Below are 17,770 nucleotides of genomic sequence, written 5' to 3'. Positions count from 1 at the left end.
CCGCGGGGTCGCGGCTCCTACAAAAAGCGCATCGCACAATCCCGTAGGAGCGTCGCCCTCGGCGCGAAAAATTGCTGCCATACCGCGATTTTCGCGTTGGCCAGACGATTCGCCGCGGGGTCGCGGCTCCTAAAGAAAGCGTATCGCCGCACCCCGTAGGAGCGTCGCCCTCCGCGCGAACGATTGCGGCCATACCGCGATTTTCGCGTTGGCCAGACGATTCGCCGCGGGGTCGCGGCTCCTACGATGCTCAGCAAATGGCAGTTGAGGGGGAGGCGCTAATTAGCTGGCGTTAGCCGCTTTGCTTCATCGACCAGAAGCTCACGCCATTCGGCATTTGCCGGCAGCGCCAGAAAGAAAGGATTGAGCAGCGACTCGCGGGCCGCGTAGCGCAGCGGCTCGCCCTGCAGGGTCAGCACCACGCCGCCGGCACCCTCGAGTACGCCCTGGGCGGCGGCGGTATCCCACTGCGACGTCGGCGCCAGGCGCGGATAGAAGTCTGCACTGCCCTCGGCGAGCTGACAGAACTTCAGCGAACTGCCCACACTGATTCGTTCCATTTCGCCAAAGCGCTCAACCAGGGCGGCCAGCAACTGTTCCTGCTCGGCGCTACCATGGCGGCGGCTGGCAACCACCGTGAGGCCGCCAGCCGGGGTTTCTCGCACGGTAATCGCCTGCGGCTCGCCACCCACGTCAGCGCGCCAGGCGCCCAGGCCGCTGCCGCCGTAATAAACAACGCCCGAGGCAGGGATGCCGACCACCCCGAACACCACCTGCCCGCCCTCGATCAACGCCACGTTGACGGTGAACTCCTCACTGTCAGCGATGAATTCCTTGGTGCCATCGAGCGGATCGACCAGCCACCAGCGATCCCAGCCCGCCCGTTCGCTCAGGGCGATATCGGCATCCTCTTCAGACAAAACCGGAATATTTGCGGCCAGCGCCTGCAGGCCCTCAGCCAGGATGCGGTGTGCGGCCAGATCAGCGGCGGTCACCGGGGAGGCATCAGCCTTCTCGGTGACGCGCACACCCGTGCGCCAGTAGGGCAGGATCGCCACGCCGGCTTGCTGAACCAACGCCAGCACGGCTGGCAGCAACGGATGGTTCATCGGCTCAGCTCCCCACGCTGCTCAAGCAGATCGCGCACCAGATACAGCGCGGCCAGGGCGCGACCCTCGCTGAACTGCGGATGCTGAATCAAGGCAGACAACTCGCGCAGGCTGACTTTATCCACACGTAGCGGCTCCGGCTCGTCGCCAGGCAGCGTTTGTGGATACAAATCACGGGCCAGCACCACCTGGATCTTCTGACTCATATAACCGGGCGACAGGCTCAGCTCGGTCAGATGCTCCAGCCTGCGCGCACCAAAGCCGGCTTCCTCCTGCAGTTCACGGTTGGCCGCGTCGAGCACATCCTCATCGGGCTCGATCAATCCTTTTGGCAGCGAAACCTCGTACTCGCCCGTGCCGCCGCAATATTCCTCGACCAGCAGCACATGCTCGTCATCGGCCATGGCCACGATCATCACCGCGCCATGGCCAGTGCCCCGCCCCACCAGGCGTTCATAGGTGCGCTCGGCGCCGTTGCTGAAGCGCAACTGGATTTCCTCGACGCGGAACAGGCGGCTGCTGGCGACGATCTCTCGGGCGATGACGGTGGGTTTCTGACGCATGGGTGAGTCCTGCTGCTGGGCTGACCGGAAGAGTTATCATACCGCGGCTGCCTGGATTGTCTGCGCCCTAAAAGCGCGCAGTGGACGACCAGCAGGCATCAGCCGCCCCACTTTCACCTCAGAGAGCCGCCCCGTCATGAACCTGCCCTGGTCCGAGATCGACACCGTATTGCTGGATATGGATGGCACCCTGCTCGACCTGCATTTCGACAACCACTTCTGGCTCGAACACCTGCCGCAACGCTATGCCGAGCATCATGGTGTCAGCCGCGCACTGGCCGACGCCGAACTCCAGCCACTTTTCACACAGCACGCCGGACAGTTGAACTGGTACTGCACGGACTTCTGGAGCAGCGAGCTGAACCTGTCGATCCGCGACCTCAAGCGCGAGGTCGCCGACCTGATCGCCCTGCGCCCAGACGCCGACACCTTTCTCGCCGCCATCCGCCAGGCCGGCAAGCAGGTGGTGATGATCACCAATGCCCACCGCGACTCGCTGTCCCTGAAGTTGGAGCGCATCGAACTGGCGCCCTACTTCGACCGTATGATCAGCTCCCACGATTACGGCTTCCCCAAGGAGGACGCGCAGTTCTGGTCGGCCCTGCAGCAGGACCTGACGTTCGACCCGGCACGCAGCCTGTTCATCGACGATAACGTACCCATCCTGCGCAGCGCCCGGCAGTTTGGCGTCCAGCATTTGCTGGCGGTCCATGAACCGGATAGCCGCAAAGGCGTGAAAGACACCGAAGAGTTCGAGGCCGTCAGGGATTATCGCGCGCTATTAGACGGCCTGTAGGTGGCAGGAAAGGCTGTTGAAAGGCAGAAGCAGACGTTCGGTGATTCATCGTGGGAACGGGCCATGCCCGTGATTATTCGCGGGCACGGCCCGCTCCCACAGTCGTAGGGTGGACGACGCCTCACCTACGCGGCTCTACCCGTCCAACGATCGCAATGGTGGATGAAAAGAGCGTCATCCACCCTACGGCTGCTTGCGCTACTTTTCTGCCGCTTATCTCATCTCGCATCATCGAATTCTCTGCGCACCAAAAGGCTTCACTCCGGCCCTGACTCGGTGCAGAAACACGCTTAAAACCTATCAGCATTAAAATAAAATAATATAAATCAAATACTTAAAAACTGGCACCGCTCTTGCTCTAGAGATTTCAACTTGGATACAAGATGGAATCTCAGAGCATGTCCAGCGCCTCTTTCGCCTTTACCCTCGCCGACTGGCAACAGGCTTACCGCGATGCTGCGCAGCCAGCCGAGTTGCTGCACGCCCTGCTCGCGCAACTGAGCCGTGACGACAACGCCTGGATCTGCCTGGCCAGCACGGCCCAGCTCGACACCCAGTTGAGTAATCTGCAGGCCCTGCTCGACAAGGCCGACGGCCAGCAGGACAAGCTGCCGCTGTACGGCGTGCCGTTCGCCATCAAGGACAACATCGACGCCGCCGGCTGGGCCACCACCGCCGCCTGCCCCGAATTCGCCTATGAGGCTCAGGCTGACGCCACGGTGGTAGCGCGCCTGCGCGCCGCCGGGGCCATCCTCATCGGCAAGACCAATCTGGACCAGTTCGCCACCGGCCTGGTCGGCACCCGCTCGCCCCACGGCGCAGTCGTCAACAGCTTCGACCCGGCCTACGTCAGCGGTGGTTCCAGCTCAGGCTCGGCCAGCGTGGTTGCACGCGGCCTGGTGCCGTTTTCCCTGGGCACCGATACGGCCGGCTCGGGGCGAGTGCCAGCGGGCTTCAACAATATCGTCGGGCTCAAGCCGACCAAGGGCTGGCTACCGAACAGCGGCCTGGTGCCAGCTTGCCGCACGGTCGATTGCATCTCGGTATTCGCCCTCACGGTCGGCGACGCCGAAACCGTCGCGCGCCTCGCCAGCGGTTACGATGCCGAGGACGCCTACTCGCGCAGCAATCCCAACAGCGCCCCTGTCGGCATGAAGTCCGCACCGACTTTTGCCGTGCCCGACAGCCTGGAGTTCTTTGGCGATACCCAGACCCAGGCCGTGTTCGAGCAGGCGCTGGAGAAACTGCGCGAGCTGGGCGTCACCCTGCAGCCCATCGATTTCAGCCCGTTCCGCGCGCTCGCCGAGCAGTTGTATTACGGGCCCTGGGTCGCCGAGCGCACCGTTGCGGTCGAGGGCGTTGCCCCTGAGCACATCGACCCGGTGGTGCGCGGCATCGTCGACAGCGGTCACCAGTACAGTGCCTGCGACGCCTACAAGGCCGAGTACCTGCGCGCCGAGCTGAGCCGGCAGATCAACGATGCGCTGGCAGGTTTCGACGCGCTGGTGGTGCCGACTTCACCGACCATTCGCAGCCTCGACGAAATGCGCCAGGAGCCGGTGCTGTTCAACAGCCAGTTCGGCACTTACACCAACTTCACCAACCTCGCCGACCTCTCTGCGCTGGCCGTACCCGCCGGCCTGCGCGACGACGGCCTGCCCGCCGGCATCACCCTGCTCGCCCCCGCCTGGCACGACCTGGCCCTGGCGGCCTTCGGCAAGCGCTGGCAGTCCAGCCTGGAGCTGCCGCTCGGCGCCACCGGCCGTGCGCTGCCGTCACAAACCCTGGCCACGGCGGTGCCTGCCGGCAGCGTGCGCGTCGCCGTGGTCGGTGCCCACCTGACCGGCATGCCGCTGAACTTCCAGCTGACCACCCGCAACGCGGTGCTGGTCGAGCAGACCCTGACCTCGCCGGACTATCGCCTCTACGCCCTGGCCGGCACCGTGCCGCCCAAACCGGGCCTGGCGCGCAGCACGGACGGCACCTCGATCATCGTCGAGCTGTGGGACATCCCCCTGGCGCGCTTTGGCGAATTCGTCGCCGAAATCCCCGCGCCGCTGGGTATCGGCAACCTGACCCTGGCGGACGGGCGCAGCGTGAAGGGTTTCATCTGCGAGCCCTGGGCGCTGAGTGATGCACGAGACATCACCAGTTTCGGTGGCTGGCGCGCCTTTATTGCCAGCCAGCAAGCAGCCAAGCACTGAAACCGTAGGGTGGATGGCCGACGCCATCCACCAACGAACAGCTGGTGGAAAACGCTTCGCGGTTTTCCACCCTACGTTGAGGACACGAACATGTTCCATACCGTACTGATCGCCAACCGTGGTGACCAGCTGCGCAGCAGCGCAGCGACGACGTCAAAGTGCCGGGCGGGCGTAGCCCGTCACGGCGATCTCGCCACGGAGAATTGCCATGTTTGAAACAGTACTGATCGCCAACCGTGGCGAGATCGCCGTCCGCGCCATCCGCACCCTCAAGCGCCTCGGCGTGAAGAGCGTGGCGGTTTACTCCGACGCCGACCGCAACGCCCAGCATGTACGTGATGCCGACGTCGCCGTGGCGCTGGGCGGCGATAAGGCCGCCGACAGCTACCTGCGTATCGACAAGATTCTCGCCGCCGCCAAGGAGACCGGCGCCCAGGCGATCTATCCCGGTTATGGCTTCCTCTCGGAGAGCGCCGAATTCGCCGAGGCCTGCGAAAACGCGGGTATCGCCTTCGTTGGCCCGACGCCGACGCAGATCCGCGAGTTCGGCCTCAAGCACCGGGCTCGCGAACTGGCCGCCGAAGCACAGGTGCCGATGGCGCCCGGCACCGGCCTGCTGCAAAGCCTCGAAGAAGCCTTGGCGGCCGCCGAAGGCATCGGCTACCCGATCATGCTCAAGACCACCGCCGGCGGTGGCGGTATCGGCCTCACCCGCTGCGCCGACGCCGTTGCCCTGGCCAGCGCCTATGACGGCGTGAAACGCATGGGTGAGCAGTTCTTCAGCGACGCCGGCGTTTTCATCGAGCGCTTCGTCGATCAGGCGCGGCATGTCGAAGTACAGATCTTCGGCGACGGCAAAGGCCGCGTGGCCGCCCTGGGAGAACGCGACTGCTCGCTGCAGCGGCGCAACCAGAAAGTGATCGAGGAAACCCCGGCACCGAACCTGCCGCAAGCCACCCGCGAGCGTTTGCATGCCGCCGCTGTCGAGCTGGGCGAGTCGGTGAGCTACCGCAGTGCCGGCACCGTGGAATTCATCTACGACGCCGCTCGCGACGACTTCTACTTTCTCGAAGTGAACACCCGCCTGCAGGTCGAGCACCCGGTGACCGAGATGGTCACCGGCCTGGACCTGATCGAATGCATGCTGCGCGTGGCCGCAGGCGACGAGCTGGACTGGGTCGCCCTGAACCGCGCGCCGCAGGGCGCCGCCATCGAGGTGCGCATCTATGCCGAAGACCCGCTGAAGAACTTCCAGCCCAGCCCGGGCGTGCTGACCGACGTGCACTTCCCGGATGACGTACGCGTCGACGGCTGGGTAAGCACCGGCAGCGAAGTGTCGGCTTTCTATGATCCGATGATCGCCAAGCTGATCGTCCACGCTGCCACCCGCGACGAGGCCATCGCCAAGCTGAGCAAAGCGCTCGGTGAAACCCGCCTGCACGGCATCGCCAGCAACCTCGATTACCTGCGCCAGGTGGTCGCGGAGCCGCGCTTCCACGCCGCGCAGATCTGGACCCGCCTGCTCGACACCTTCAGCTACGCCGCCCAGGTGTTCGAAGTGCTGGAACCTGGCACCTACAGCAGCGTGCAGGATTTCCCTGGTCGTCTCGGCTACTGGGACATCGGCGTGCCGCCGTCCGGGCCGATGGACGATTACGCCTTCCGCCTGGCCAACCGCATCGTCGGCAACCACGAGAGCGCCGCCGGCCTGGAGTTCACCCTGCAAGGCCCGAGCCTGCGCTTCCACAGCGATGCACTGGTGGCCCTCGCCGGCGCCGACTGCCCGGCCGAGCTGGACGGTGAAAGCGTGCCCTACTGGGCGCCAATCGCCATCAAGGCCGGCCAGGTGCTCAAGCTCGGCCGCGCCACCAGCGGCTGCCGTACCTACCTGGCGGTGCGCGGCGGCTTCGATGTGCCGGTGTACCTGGGCAGCCGCTCGACCTTCGCCCTTGGCCAGTTCGGCGGCCATGCGGGGCGCACCCTGCGCACCGCCGACATGCTGGCGATCTCCCAGGATCTGCCCGCCTGCACCACGCCGGCGCCGGTCAGCGCGCCGCAAGCGCTGGATGCCAGCCTAATTCCCGAATATGGCACCACCTGGCACATCGGCGTGCTCTATGGCCCCCACGGTGCGCCGGATTTCTTCACACCCGAGGCCATCGAGCAGTTCTTCGCCGCCGACTGGCAGGTGCACTACAACTCCAACCGCCTGGGCGTGCGCCTCTCCGGGCCGAAGCCGAGCTGGACCCGCGCCGACGGCGGCGAGGCCGGCCTGCATCCGTCCAACGTGCATGACTGCGAATACGCCATCGGCGCCATCAATTTCACCGGCGACTTCCCGGTGATCCTCACCAAGGACGGCCCCAGCCTGGGCGGTTTCGTCTGCCCGGTGACCATCGCCAAGGCCGAGCTGTGGAAGGTCGGCCAGGTCAAGCCGGGCGATACCCTGCGCTTTCACCCGATCAGCTTCGAACAGGCCCAGGCGCTGGAGCAGGCGCAACTGGCCAGCCTGGAGAGCCTCAGCGCGGTCAGCACCGTGCAGTTGCCAGCGCCGAGCCTGCAGCCGGGCGAAACGCTATCGGCCACCATCCTCGCCGAGCTGCCGGCCGATGGCAGCCGCCCGCGCGCGGTGTACCGCCAGGCGGGCGATGCCTACATCCTGCTCGAATACGGCGACAACGTGCTCGACCTGGCACTGCGCCTGCGTGTGCACCTGTTGATGGAAGCGCTCAAGGCATCGCCGCTCGCCGGCCTGGAAGAGCTGGCACCGGGCGTCCGTTCCCTGCAGCTGCGTTACGACAGCCGCGTACTGCACCAGCAGGCGCTGCTCGACCACCTGCTGCGCCTCGAACGCGAGCTGGGCGACGTGGCCAACCTCAAGGTGCCGACCCGCATCGTCCACCTGCCCATGGCCTTCGAGGACAGCGCCACCCTGGCCGCCGTCACCCGCTACAGCGAGACGGTGCGCAGCCAGGCGCCGTGGCTGCCGAACAACGTCGACTTCATCCAGCGCGCCAATGGCCTGGCCACCCGCGAGCAAGTGCGCGACATCCTCTTCGAGGCCAGTTACCTGATTCTCGGCCTTGGCGACGTCTACCTCGACGCGCCCTGCGCCGTACCGCTCGACCCGCGCCACCGCCTGCTCAGCTCCAAGTACAACCCGGCACGTACCTACACCGCCGAAGGCACCGTGGGTATCGGCGGCATGTACATGTGCATCTACGGCATGGACTCACCCGGCGGCTATCAGCTGGTCGGCCGCACCCTGCCGATCTGGAACAAGTTCGTGAAGAACGCCCAGTTCGCCAATGGCCAACCGTGGCTGCTGCACTTCTTCGATCAGGTGCGTTTCTACCCGGTCAGCGAAGCCGAGCTCGACGAATTCCGCGACGCCTTCCGTGAAGGCCGCGCGCACATCAAGATCGAGCAGAGCACCTTCGATTTCGCCGAATACCAGCGCTTCCTGGCGGACAACGCCAGCAGCATCGCCAGCTTCCAGCAGATGCAGAAGCACGCCTTCGATGCCGAAGTGCAGCTGTGGCGCGACGACGACGCCGAGAGCCACACCGCGCCAGTGGCCAACAGCGAGGAAGATGAAGCGGTCGAGGGCCAGGTGGTCAGCGCCGACATGTGCGGCAGCGTCTGGAAGGTGCTGGTCGAGCCGGGCCAGTACGTCGAAGCCGGAGCGCCGTTGCTGGTGGTCGAGGCGATGAAGATGGAGCTGGCCGTGCTCGCGCCAGTAGCGGGAACGGTCAAGGCCGTGCGCTGCCAGCCAGGCAAGCCGGTCACCCCGGGCGACGTGCTGCTGATCCTCGACCCGAGCGAGGCGGCCTGACATGCAACTGGTCGACCCGATCAAGCGCGGCAAGGAACGCCCGGAGAACCTCGCCGAGCGTATCTACGGGCAGCTCAAGGACGACATTTCCGAGTTCCGCCTGCTGCCGGGCGACCGTTTCAGCGAAGGTGAGGTGGCGGAGCGCATGGCCGCCAGCCGCACACCGGTGCGCCAGGCGCTCTATCGCCTGGAGCGCGAGGGTTACCTGGAGGTGTATTTCCGCAGCGGCTGGCAGGTCAAGCCGTTCGACTTCCACCATTTCGAAGAGCTCTACGACGTGCGCATCGTGCTCGAACTGGCAGCGGTTCGGCGCCTGTGCGATCGCCCGGCGGGTGAAACGCCAGCGCAGTTGGAAGAACTGCGCCAGACCTGGACGGCACCGCCCGAACAACGCCCGCCAGAAGGCCGCGAAGTGTCGCTGCTCGACGAACGCTTCCACTGCCAGCTGGTGGAGGCCACCGGCAACCGCGAGATGGCTCGCCTGCACCGCGAAATCAGCGAAAAGATTCGTATCGTCCGTCGTCTGGACTTCACCAAAACGCCTCGGGTGGAAGCCACCTACGAAGAGCACGCACGCATCCTCGGCGCGATCCTGTCGCGTCGTTGCGAAGAAGCACAGCTGTTGCTGAAGACCCACATAGAGGTCAGCAAGGCGGAAGTGCGCAAGATCACCCTGCACATGCTGCACAACGCCCGCGAGCGGGCCGTACAGGCGCAGGGCTGATGTGGTGTCCCTTGATCCACTGCCAACAACATAAAACTCGTCAGTCAATGGAGATCGTCCTATGCAACGTCGCAGCCTGATCAAGGCCTTCACCCTTTCCGCGTCCATCGTCGCCATGGGCCTGAGCTGGAGCATCCACGCCGCCGAGACCATCAAGGTCGGCGTCCTGCACTCGCTGTCCGGCACCATGGCCATTTCGGAAACCTCGCTCAAAGACATGGCGCTGATGACCATCGACGAGATCAACGCCAAGGGCGGGGTACTCGGCAAGCAGCTCGAAGCGGTGGTGGTCGACCCGGCCTCCAACTGGCCGCTGTTCGCCGAGCGTGGCCGTCAGTTGCTGACCCAGGACAAGGTCGCAGTGACCTTCGGCTGCTGGACGTCGGTGTCGCGTAAATCGGTACTGCCGGTCTACGAAGAGCTCAACGGCCTGCTGTTCTACCCCGTGCAGTACGAAGGCGAGGAAATGTCGCCGAACGTGTTCTACACCGGCGCCGCGCCGAACCAGCAGGCGATCCCGGCGGTGGAGTACCTGCTCAGTGAAGACGGCGGCGGCGCCAAGCGCTTCTTCCTGCTCGGCACCGATTACGTCTACCCGCGCACCACCAACAAGATCCTGCGCGCCTTCCTGCATAGCAAGGGCGTTCAGGACAAGGACATCGAAGAGGTCTACACGCCGTTCGGCCACAGCGATTACCAGACCATCGTCGCCAACATCAAGAAGTTCTCCGCCGGCGGCAAGACCGCGGTGGTGTCCACCGTCAACGGCGACTCCAACGTGCCGTTCTACAAGGAACTGGCCAACCAGGGCATCGAAGCCACCGACGTGCCGGTGGTGGCCTTCTCGGTAGGTGAAGAAGAGCTGCGCGGTATCGACACCAAGCCGCTGGTCGGTCACCTGGCCGCGTGGAACTACTTCCAGTCCGTGGAGAACCCGGTCAACGAGAAATTCGTCGCCGACTGGAAAGCCTACGCCAAGGCCAAGAAGCTGCCGAACGCCGACACCGTGGTCACCAACGACCCGATGGAAGCCACCTACGTGGGCCTCCACATGTGGGCCCAGGCCGTCGAGAAAGCCGGTACCACCGACGTCGACAAGGTACGCGCGGCCATGGCCGGCCAGGAGTTCGCCGCACCGAGCGGCTTCACCCTGAAGATGGACGAGAAGAATCACCACCTGCACAAGCCGGTGATGATCGGTGAAGTCCAGGACGACGGTCAGTTCGACGTGGTCTGGGAAACCGACGGCCCGGTTCGCGCCCAGCCGTGGAGCCCGTACATCGAAGGCAACGACAAGAAGGCCGACACCCCGGCAAAGTCGAACTGAGCCACCGGGCTCGCCCGTCGTAGGGTGGACCGGGACGCGCAGTCAACGCGACGCGTGTCCACCTTAACCAGCGCCACCTCTGGCATCAGGGGTGGCCATTCAACAGACGCCCGAGGCCTCGTGCATGCCGACCATCCTGTACCGATTCATTCTCGGCACCTTGCTCCTGCTGCCCTTCACGGCGAACGCCGGCGACGCCAACACCTTCGTCGCCGCCAGCTCGGCACAGCAGGCGAAGCTGCTGGAAAGCTGGGCGGCACTGCCAGACCTGGCGCGCCAGCCGCTTCTCGACGCTCTGCAACAGGGGCGTGTGGCCGCGGACAGCGAAAAGACCGCATTCATCGAAACCGACGACGGCTACCAGGCTGTCGAAGGTCAAGCATCCCCTGTGGATAACCCGCGCAAATTGCGCCTGAACAATCGCCTGCGAGGCCTGATCGCCAACGCCCAGGCCAGCCATCAACTGCTGGCCGAGGCACCCGCGCAGCGCCTCGCCGCCGCCGTGCAGCTGCAGAAGAGTGCCCAACCGGCGCAATTGCCGCTGCTCGCCCAGAGCCTCGACCGGGAAGACGACGACGCCGTTCGCGACGCCCTGACCCTGGCCCTGGCCAACCTGCAATTAGTCGACCCCAACCCGGCGATACGCATGGCCGCCGTGCGCCTGCTCGGCGAGACCGGCGAGCCACTGGCGCGCACGCGCCTGGAAAACCTGCTGGACCCGAGCGTGGAAAGTGACGCTGCGGTACGCACTGCAGCGCAAACCAGCCTGGCCCAGGTCAAGCGCAAGTTGCTGATCGGCGAGCTGCTCGGTCAGGCGTTCAGTGGCATGAGCCTCGGTTCGATCCTGCTGCTCGCCGCCCTTGGCCTGGCCATCACCTTCGGCCTGCTCGGGGTGATCAACATGGCCCACGGCGAGATGCTGATGCTCGGCGCCTATTCCACCTACATGGTGCAGATCCTCTTCCAACGCTTCGCCCCCGAAGCCCTGGCGCTTTACCCGCTGGTGGCGCTGCCGGTGGCCTTCTGCGTGACCGCGGTCATCGGCATGGCCCTGGAGCGCACGGTGATCCGCCACCTCTACGGCCGCCCGCTGGAAACCCTGCTCGCCACCTGGGGCATCAGCCTGATCCTGATCCAGTTGGTGCGCGTGCTGTTCGGTGCGCAGAACGTCGAAGTGGCCAACCCCTACTGGCTGTCCGGCGGAATCCAGGTGCTACCCAACCTGGTGCTGCCATACAACCGCATCGTGATCATCGGCTTCGCCCTGGCCGTGGTGTTGCTGACCTGGCTGCTGCTGAACAAGACCCGCCTGGGCCTCAACGTGCGCGCCGTCACCCAGAACCGCAACATGGCCGCTTGCTGCGGCGTGCCCACCGGCCGTGTGGACATGATGGCCTTCGGGCTCGGCTCCGGCATCGCCGGCCTCGGCGGCGTGGCGCTCAGCCAGATCGGCAACGTCGGCCCGGACCTCGGCCAGAGCTACATCATCGATTCCTTCCTGGTGGTGGTACTCGGCGGTGTCGGCCAACTGGCCGGTAGCGTCATGGCGGCCTTCGGCCTGGGCATCGCCAACAAGATCCTCGAACCACAGATCGGCGCCGTGCTCGGCAAGATCCTCATCCTCGCGCTGATCATTCTGTTCATTCAGAAACGTCCGCAAGGCCTGTTCGCCCTGAAAGGGAGGGTGATCGATTGAGCACCATGACCTTCTGCACCGCGGGAGCTGGCCATGCCAGCGACTGTATCCCCACCATCGTTCGCGCGCATGGCGCGCTCCCACAGGTCGGCTTACAGGGGATTCACCGATGAACGCCGCCAACCAAACGCTGCTGGCGCGAGCCAGCGCAAAACTCGGCCCGCAGGTCTCCATCGTCATCGGCCTGCTGGTGCTCGTCGTGCTGCTCGCCATGCCGCTGCTGCACCTGCTGCCCGCCGATCATGCCCTGCACGTATCGGCCTACACGCTGACCCTGGTCGGCAAGATCCTCTGCTACTGCATCGTCGCCCTGGCGCTCGACCTGGTGTGGGGTTACGCCGGCCTGCTGTCCCTCGGCCACGGCCTGTTCTTCGCCCTCGGCGGCTACGCCATGGGCATGTACCTGATGCGTGAGGCCGCCGGCGACGGTTTGCCCGCGTTCATGAGCTTCCTGGCCTGGACCGAGCTGCCCTGGTACTGGTACGGCACCGACAATTTCCTCTGGGCCATGTGCCTGGTGGTACTGGCGCCAGGCTTGCTGGCTCTGGTGTTCGGCTTCTTCGCCTTCCGTTCGCGGATCAAGGGCGTGTATTTCTCGATCATGACCCAGGCCCTGACCTTCGCCGGCATGCTGCTGTTCTTTCGTAACGAGACCGGCTTCGGCGGCAACAACGGCTTCACCAATTTTCGCAGCATCCTCGGCTTCGAGATCACCGCGGCAAATACCCGCGCCACGTTGTTCTTTCTCACCGTGCTGTTGCTGGTCAGCAGCCTTTACCTGGGCTGGCGTCTGGCGCGCAGCAAGTTCGGCCGGGTGCTCACCGCCCTGCGCGACGCCGAGAACCGCCTGATGTTCTGCGGCTACGATCCGCGCGGCTACAAGCTGTTCATCTGGGTGCTGAGCGCCGTGCTGTGCGGTCTGGCCGGCGCGCTGTACGTGCCCCAGGTGGGCATCATCAACCCCAGCGAAATGGCCCCGACCCAATCCATCGAAGCCGCCGTGTGGGTGGCCCTTGGCGGGCGCGGCACGCTGATCGGCCCGCTGCTCGGCGCCGGCCTGGTCAACGGCATGAAGAGCTGGTTCACCGTGGCGTTCCCGGAGTATTGGCTGTTCGCCCTCGGCGCGCTGTTCATCGTGGTCACCCTGTTCCTGCCCAAGGGCGTCATTGGCCTCATCAAGCGAGGGGATAAATCATGAGAAGTGCACCCATCCCCGAAGCGATGATCGACCCGGCCGGCAGCAGCCGGGATGCCATCGGCCTCGGCCAGAGCGCCGGCAGCGGCCTGAACGTGCGCCATGGCACCATCCTGACCCTGGAAGACATCAACGTCGCGTTCGACGGCTTCAAGGCACTGACCGACCTGACGCTGTACATCGGTGTCGGCGAGCTGCGCTGCATCATCGGCCCCAACGGCGCCGGCAAGACCACGCTGATGGACGTCATCACCGGCAAGACCCGCCCGGGCAGCGGCGTCGCCTACTTCGGCGAGACCTTCGACCTGACGCAGATGAGCGAAGTCGAGATCGCCCAGGCCGGCATCGGTCGCAAATTCCAGAAGCCCACGGTGTTCGAGGCGCTGAGCGTGTTCGAGAACCTCGAACTGGCGCAGAAGACCGACAAGTCCGTGTGGGCCAGCCTGCGCGCCCGACTCAGCGGCGAGCAGCGCGATCGCATCGACGAGGTACTGGCCACCATCCGCCTCGACGCCTCGCGCCAGCGCCCGGCCGGGCTGTTGTCCCACGGCCAGAAACAGTTCCTGGAGATCGGCATGCTGCTGGTGCAGGACCCGCAGTTGCTGCTGCTCGACGAGCCGGTGGCCGGCATGACCGACGCGGAAACCGAATTCACCGCCGAACTGTTCAAGTCGCTGGCGCGCAAGCATTCGCTGATGGTGGTCGAGCACGACATGGGCTTCGTCGGCAGCATCGCCGACCACGTCACCGTGCTGCACCAGGGCCGCGTACTGGCCGAAGGCTCCCTGGACGCCGTGCAGGCCAATGAGCGGGTGATCGAGGTTTATCTCGGTCGGTAATGCATACCGTGGGAGGGGCTTCGGTCAGTAGGGTGGATGACGCTTTTTTCATCCACCAGGCATCCGCACGATGGATGGGTAAAGCGTCATCCACCCTACCCCCATCCCACCATCTGAATGAAGGACATCGACATGCTGCAAGTCCAACAGCTACATCAGTACTACGGCGGCAGCCATATCCTGCGCGGCCTGTCGTTCGAGGTGAAGGTCGGCGAGGTCACCTGCCTGCTCGGCCGCAACGGTGTGGGCAAGACCACCCTGCTCAAATGCCTGATGGGCCTGCTGCCGGCCAAAGAGGGCAAGGTCAGTTGGGAGGGCAAGCCGATCACCACTTTCAAGCCGCACCAGCGGGTGCACGCCGGTATCGCCTACGTGCCCCAGGGCCGCGAGATATTCGGCCGCCTGACGGTCGAGGAAAACCTGCTGATGGGCCTGTCGCGATTTCCGGGTAGCCAGGCCAAGGAGGTCCCCGCGTTCATCTACGAACTGTTCCCGGTGCTGCTGGAAATGAAACACCGCCGCGGCGGTGACCTGTCCGGCGGTCAGCAGCAACAGCTGGCTATCGGCCGTGCCCTGGCCAGCCAGCCGCGCCTGCTGATCCTCGACGAACCCACGGAAGGCATCCAGCCCTCGGTGATCAAGGAAATCGGCGTGGTCATCAAGAAGCTCGCCGCCCGCGGCGACATGGCCATCCTGCTGGTCGAGCAGTTCTACGACTTCGCTGCCGAACTGGCCGACCAGTATCTGGTGATGAGCCGCGGCGAAATCGTCCAGCAGGGCCGTGGCGAGACCATGGACGCGGATGGGGTACGCGGGTTGGTGGCGATCTAGCCTGCGCCGTCATGGCCGCGTAAGGCGAGAGCAGACGTAGGGTGGATGACGCTCTTTTCATCCACCATTGCGATCGGTGGACGGGTCGGCCGCGTAGGTGAGGCGTCGTCCACCCTACGACTGTGGGAGCGGGCCGTGCCCGCGAATAATCACGGGCATGGCCCGTTCCCACAATGAATCACCGAAAGGCTGCTTTTGCCTTACAACTACCCCTCACTCGGAAAATTCCGGCTCCAGCCGGGCGATCTGCCGCTTGACGCTTTCCAGGTGCAGCCGTGCGCTCTCGGCATTGCCATCGAGCATGACCCGGCAGGCCTTGCGCGCCACCTCGTGAGGGACCGGTTTCAGCGGTCGGCCGCAGGCCATTGCCTTGAGCTGCACCTCAGCGGCACGCTCCAGGTAGTAAAGGTCGTCCCAGGCTTCGGCAATCGAGGCGCCCAGCACCAGCGGGCCATGGTTCTTCAACATCAGTACATCCGCCCCGCCCACAGCCCCGGCAATGCGTTCGCCCTCGGCGTCGCTCAGCGCCAGGCCGTTGTAGTGTTCATCCACGGCCAGGCGGTCATAGAACTTCAAAGCCGTCTGCCCGGCCCAGATGAACGGGTCGCCTTCGAGCATGCACAACGCCGTAACGTTGGGCATATGCGTATGGAACGCCGCCTTGGCCCGTGGATGCAGGCGATGCAGCTGCGCATGGATGAAGAACGCGGTGGCTTCCGGCGTGCCCTCACCGGCCACCACACGGCCATGGAAATCGCAGATCAACAGCGACGAAGCGGTCACTTCGGCAAACGCCAGGCCGTAGGGATTGACCAGAAAAAGCTCGTCATGGCCAGGCACCACGAAGGAGAAGTGATTGCAGATTCCCTCGCCCATACCGAGCCGCGCGGCCATGCGAAAGCAGGCCGCCAGGTCGACACGGGCCTGGCTGATCGCCGGACTGTCGAATGATCCGCCCATGCCGTGCTCGACCGGCGTGACGTTGCCTGCAAATGCATGTGCCATGGTGATGATCCTTGCAGTAAGGCGAATACGCTCACCGTAGCAGTCCACCACGTGGGCGCCAGGGACAGTTGGCGCAGGCCGATGGGCCAGTTGGCTGACCCGTAGACTCCAGGTATCTGGCCCTACGGCGCCAGCGCGCTTTATTCCTATGGTGAGCCACTGCCAACCGCACGGCAGGCCCTACTTCTTCGCACCCACGAGGTGGCCATGAGCAGCCCAACGCCGATCAGCAACGACTATGTCCACGCACTGGATCGCCAGTACGTTTTCCACTCCTGGTCGACCCAGGGCGCGCTCAATCCGCTGGTGATCGCTGGCGGCGCGGGCTGCACGCTGTGGGACTACGACGGTCGCGAATACCTGGATTTCAGCAGCCAACTGGTCAACACCAACATCGGCCACCAGCACCCCAAGGTGATCGCCGCGATCAAGGCCCAGGCCGAGCAACTGGTGACCATCGCGCCGGCCACCGCCAACCTGATGCGTGGCGAGGCGGCCAAGCGCATTCTGTCCCACGCGCCAGCCAACTTCAGCAAGGTGTTCTTTACCAACGCCGGTGCCGACGCCAACGAAAACGCCATGCGCATGGCGCGTACCTACACCGGCCGCGACAAGATCCTCTCGGCCTATCGCTCGTACCACGGCAGCACCGGCTCGGCGATCGTCGCCACCGGCGATCCGCGCCGGGTGCCCAATGAGTTCGCCCGCGGCCATGTGCATTTCTTCAATCCGTACCTGTACCGCAGCGAATTCAATGCCACCAGCGAGGAAGAAGAATGTGCCCGCGCGCTGCAGCACCTGCGCCGGGTCATCGAATGCGAGGGGCCGGCGTCGATCGCCGCGATTCTGCTGGAAACCATTCCCGGCACTGCCGGCATTCTGGTGCCGCCGAAAGGCTACCTGCAGGGCGTACGCGCCCTGGCCGACGAGTTCGGCATTCTGGTGATTCTCGATGAAGTGATGGCCGGTTTCGGCCGCACCGGCAGTTGGCTCGCGCTGGACAATTTCGACGTGGCGCCGGATCTGATCGTCTTTGCCAAGGGCGTCAATTCGGGCTACGTGCCGGCCGGTGGGGTGATGATTTCCCAGCCCATTTGCGAGTATTTCGACAGCCACTTTTTCCCGGGTGGCCTGACCTACTCCGGTCACCCGCTGGCCATGGCGGCCATCGTCGCCACCCTCGACACCATGGCCGAGGAAGGCATGGTCGACAATGCCCGGCAGATCGGCCAGGAACTGCTCGGGCCGGGCCTTAAGACGCTCGCCAGCAAATACCCATTGATCGGGGAAGCGCGCGGTATCGGCCTGTTCCAGGCGCTGGAGTTCGTCGCCGACCCGCTGAAGAAAACGCCACTGGCCGCGCCGATCATGGCGCAGATGAAAGCCGCGCTGCTGGAGCGTGGGCTGCTGGCCTTCGTGGTGGAGAACCGCATCCACGTGGTACCGCCATGCATGGTCAATGCGGCCCAGGTGCAGCAGGCCCTGGCAATACTCGACGAGGTGATCGGCGAGTTCAGCGCCAAGCACCTGTAACAGACGCGAACCGGATGAGCCGGGCCGCGCAGGTTACCGGCGCCGGGAACATCCTGTAGGGTGGGTTAGCGGCGCTGGCCTCTGTACGCTCAGTCGACACGGTGATGGAGCAC

The 17,770-nt window shown here is 64.9% G+C and carries 13 protein-coding genes; 10 read left to right on the top strand and 3 right to left on the bottom strand.

Annotated elements, in window-relative coordinates; translation table 11 throughout:
- Positions 1 to 278: 278 nt before the first annotated feature.
- Together cysQ and nudE are read right to left on the bottom strand one after the other, a co-directional pair.
- On the bottom strand, positions 279 to 1,109 hold the full coding sequence (gene cysQ / locus ACZ0AV_RS16495) for a 3'(2'),5'-bisphosphate nucleotidase CysQ (RefSeq protein WP_499152022.1): 831 nt from the start codon (positions 1,107 to 1,109) through the stop codon (positions 279 to 281).
- Complete coding sequence (gene nudE, locus ACZ0AV_RS16490; protein WP_499152021.1) at positions 1,106 to 1,672, bottom strand: ADP compounds hydrolase NudE; 567 nt, start codon at positions 1,670 to 1,672, stop codon at positions 1,106 to 1,108. The genes cysQ and nudE overlap by 4 nt, the downstream gene beginning before the upstream one ends.
- Positions 1,673 to 1,808: 136 nt before the next feature.
- On the opposite strand from nudE, the gene yrfG reads away from it, so the two are divergent.
- The 9 genes from yrfG to urtE all read left to right on the top strand — a co-directional run bounded on the left by yrfG (position 1,809) and on the right by urtE (position 15,119).
- Complete coding sequence (gene yrfG / locus ACZ0AV_RS16485) at positions 1,809 to 2,468, top strand: GMP/IMP nucleotidase (protein ID WP_499152020.1); 660 nt, start codon at positions 1,809 to 1,811, stop codon at positions 2,466 to 2,468.
- 398 nt (positions 2,469 to 2,866) lie between these two features.
- Positions 2,867 to 4,672 (top strand): allophanate hydrolase, encoded by a 1,806-nt coding sequence (atzF, locus tag ACZ0AV_RS16480; RefSeq protein ID WP_499152019.1) that lies wholly within the window; start codon positions 2,867 to 2,869, stop codon positions 4,670 to 4,672.
- Positions 4,673 to 4,880: 208 nt separating this feature from the next.
- A complete protein-coding gene (gene uca, locus ACZ0AV_RS16475) occupies positions 4,881 to 8,507 on the top strand; it encodes an urea carboxylase (RefSeq protein ID WP_499152018.1) in 3,627 nt (1,208 codons plus the stop codon).
- Between the two features lies 1 nt (position 8,508).
- The gene (locus ACZ0AV_RS16470; protein WP_499152017.1) at positions 8,509 to 9,231 is read left to right on the top strand and encodes a GntR family transcriptional regulator; all 723 of its coding nucleotides are present in this window, start codon (positions 8,509 to 8,511) and stop codon (positions 9,229 to 9,231) included.
- A gap of 61 nt (positions 9,232 to 9,292) precedes the next feature.
- Positions 9,293 to 10,558, top strand: a complete 1,266-nt coding sequence (gene urtA / locus ACZ0AV_RS16465; protein ID WP_499152016.1) for an urea ABC transporter substrate-binding protein — start codon at positions 9,293 to 9,295, stop codon at positions 10,556 to 10,558.
- Between the two features lie 124 nt (positions 10,559 to 10,682).
- Positions 10,683 to 12,254, top strand: a complete 1,572-nt coding sequence (urtB, locus tag ACZ0AV_RS16460) for an urea ABC transporter permease subunit UrtB (RefSeq protein ID WP_499152015.1) — start codon at positions 10,683 to 10,685, stop codon at positions 12,252 to 12,254.
- A gap of 109 nt (positions 12,255 to 12,363) precedes the next feature.
- On the top strand, positions 12,364 to 13,452 hold the full coding sequence (urtC, locus tag ACZ0AV_RS16455) for an urea ABC transporter permease subunit UrtC (RefSeq protein ID WP_499152014.1): 1,089 nt from the start codon (positions 12,364 to 12,366) through the stop codon (positions 13,450 to 13,452).
- The gene (gene urtD / locus ACZ0AV_RS16450) at positions 13,449 to 14,288 is read left to right on the top strand and encodes an urea ABC transporter ATP-binding protein UrtD (protein ID WP_499152013.1); all 840 of its coding nucleotides are present in this window, start codon (positions 13,449 to 13,451) and stop codon (positions 14,286 to 14,288) included. The genes urtC and urtD overlap by 4 nt, the downstream gene beginning before the upstream one ends.
- 132 nt (positions 14,289 to 14,420) lie before the next feature.
- Positions 14,421 to 15,119 (top strand): urea ABC transporter ATP-binding subunit UrtE, encoded by a 699-nt coding sequence (gene urtE / locus ACZ0AV_RS16445; protein ID WP_499152012.1) that lies wholly within the window; start codon positions 14,421 to 14,423, stop codon positions 15,117 to 15,119.
- 213 nt (positions 15,120 to 15,332) lie between these two features.
- Here the strand turns inward: urtE and ACZ0AV_RS16440 are convergent, their stop codons facing one another.
- Positions 15,333 to 16,124 carry an aldolase gene (locus ACZ0AV_RS16440; RefSeq protein ID WP_499152011.1) on the bottom strand — a complete coding sequence of 264 codons (792 nt, stop codon included), beginning with the start codon at positions 16,122 to 16,124 and terminating at the stop codon, positions 15,333 to 15,335.
- Between the two features lie 207 nt (positions 16,125 to 16,331).
- Between ACZ0AV_RS16440 and ACZ0AV_RS16435 the strand changes: the two genes are divergently transcribed.
- Positions 16,332 to 17,657, top strand: a complete 1,326-nt coding sequence (locus ACZ0AV_RS16435) for an aspartate aminotransferase family protein (protein ID WP_499152010.1) — start codon at positions 16,332 to 16,334, stop codon at positions 17,655 to 17,657.
- Positions 17,658 to 17,770: the final 113 nt, after the last annotated feature.

The organism is Pseudomonas sp. AC532, from assembly GCF_979258965.1.
This window is presented reverse-complemented; position numbering and strand designations above follow the sequence as displayed.

Excerpts from the sequence above, each read along its gene's own strand:
- urtA (WP_499152016.1), top strand. The coding sequence starts at position 9,293 with ATGCAACGTCGCAGCCTGATCAAGGCCTTCACCCTTTCCGCGTCCATC.
- ACZ0AV_RS16470 (WP_499152017.1), top strand. The coding sequence starts at position 8,509 with ATGCAACTGGTCGACCCGATCAAGCGCGGCAAGGAACGCCCGGAGAAC.
- urtE (WP_499152012.1), top strand. The coding sequence starts at position 14,421 with ATGCTGCAAGTCCAACAGCTACATCAGTACTACGGCGGCAGCCATATC.
- urtD (WP_499152013.1), top strand. The coding sequence starts at position 13,449 with ATGAGAAGTGCACCCATCCCCGAAGCGATGATCGACCCGGCCGGCAGC.
- yrfG (WP_499152020.1), top strand. The coding sequence starts at position 1,809 with ATGAACCTGCCCTGGTCCGAGATCGACACCGTATTGCTGGATATGGAT.
- atzF (WP_499152019.1), top strand. The coding sequence starts at position 2,867 with ATGTCCAGCGCCTCTTTCGCCTTTACCCTCGCCGACTGGCAACAGGCT.
- ACZ0AV_RS16435 (WP_499152010.1), top strand. The coding sequence starts at position 16,332 with ATGAGCAGCCCAACGCCGATCAGCAACGACTATGTCCACGCACTGGAT.
- nudE (WP_499152021.1), bottom strand. The coding sequence starts at position 1,672 with ATGCGTCAGAAACCCACCGTCATCGCCCGAGAGATCGTCGCCAGCAGC.
- ACZ0AV_RS16440 (WP_499152011.1), bottom strand. The coding sequence starts at position 16,124 with ATGGCACATGCATTTGCAGGCAACGTCACGCCGGTCGAGCACGGCATG.
- uca (WP_499152018.1), top strand. The coding sequence starts at position 4,881 with ATGTTTGAAACAGTACTGATCGCCAACCGTGGCGAGATCGCCGTCCGC.
- urtC (WP_499152014.1), top strand. The coding sequence starts at position 12,364 with ATGAACGCCGCCAACCAAACGCTGCTGGCGCGAGCCAGCGCAAAACTC.
- urtB (WP_499152015.1), top strand. The coding sequence starts at position 10,683 with ATGCCGACCATCCTGTACCGATTCATTCTCGGCACCTTGCTCCTGCTG.
- cysQ (WP_499152022.1), bottom strand. The coding sequence starts at position 1,109 with ATGAACCATCCGTTGCTGCCAGCCGTGCTGGCGTTGGTTCAGCAAGCC.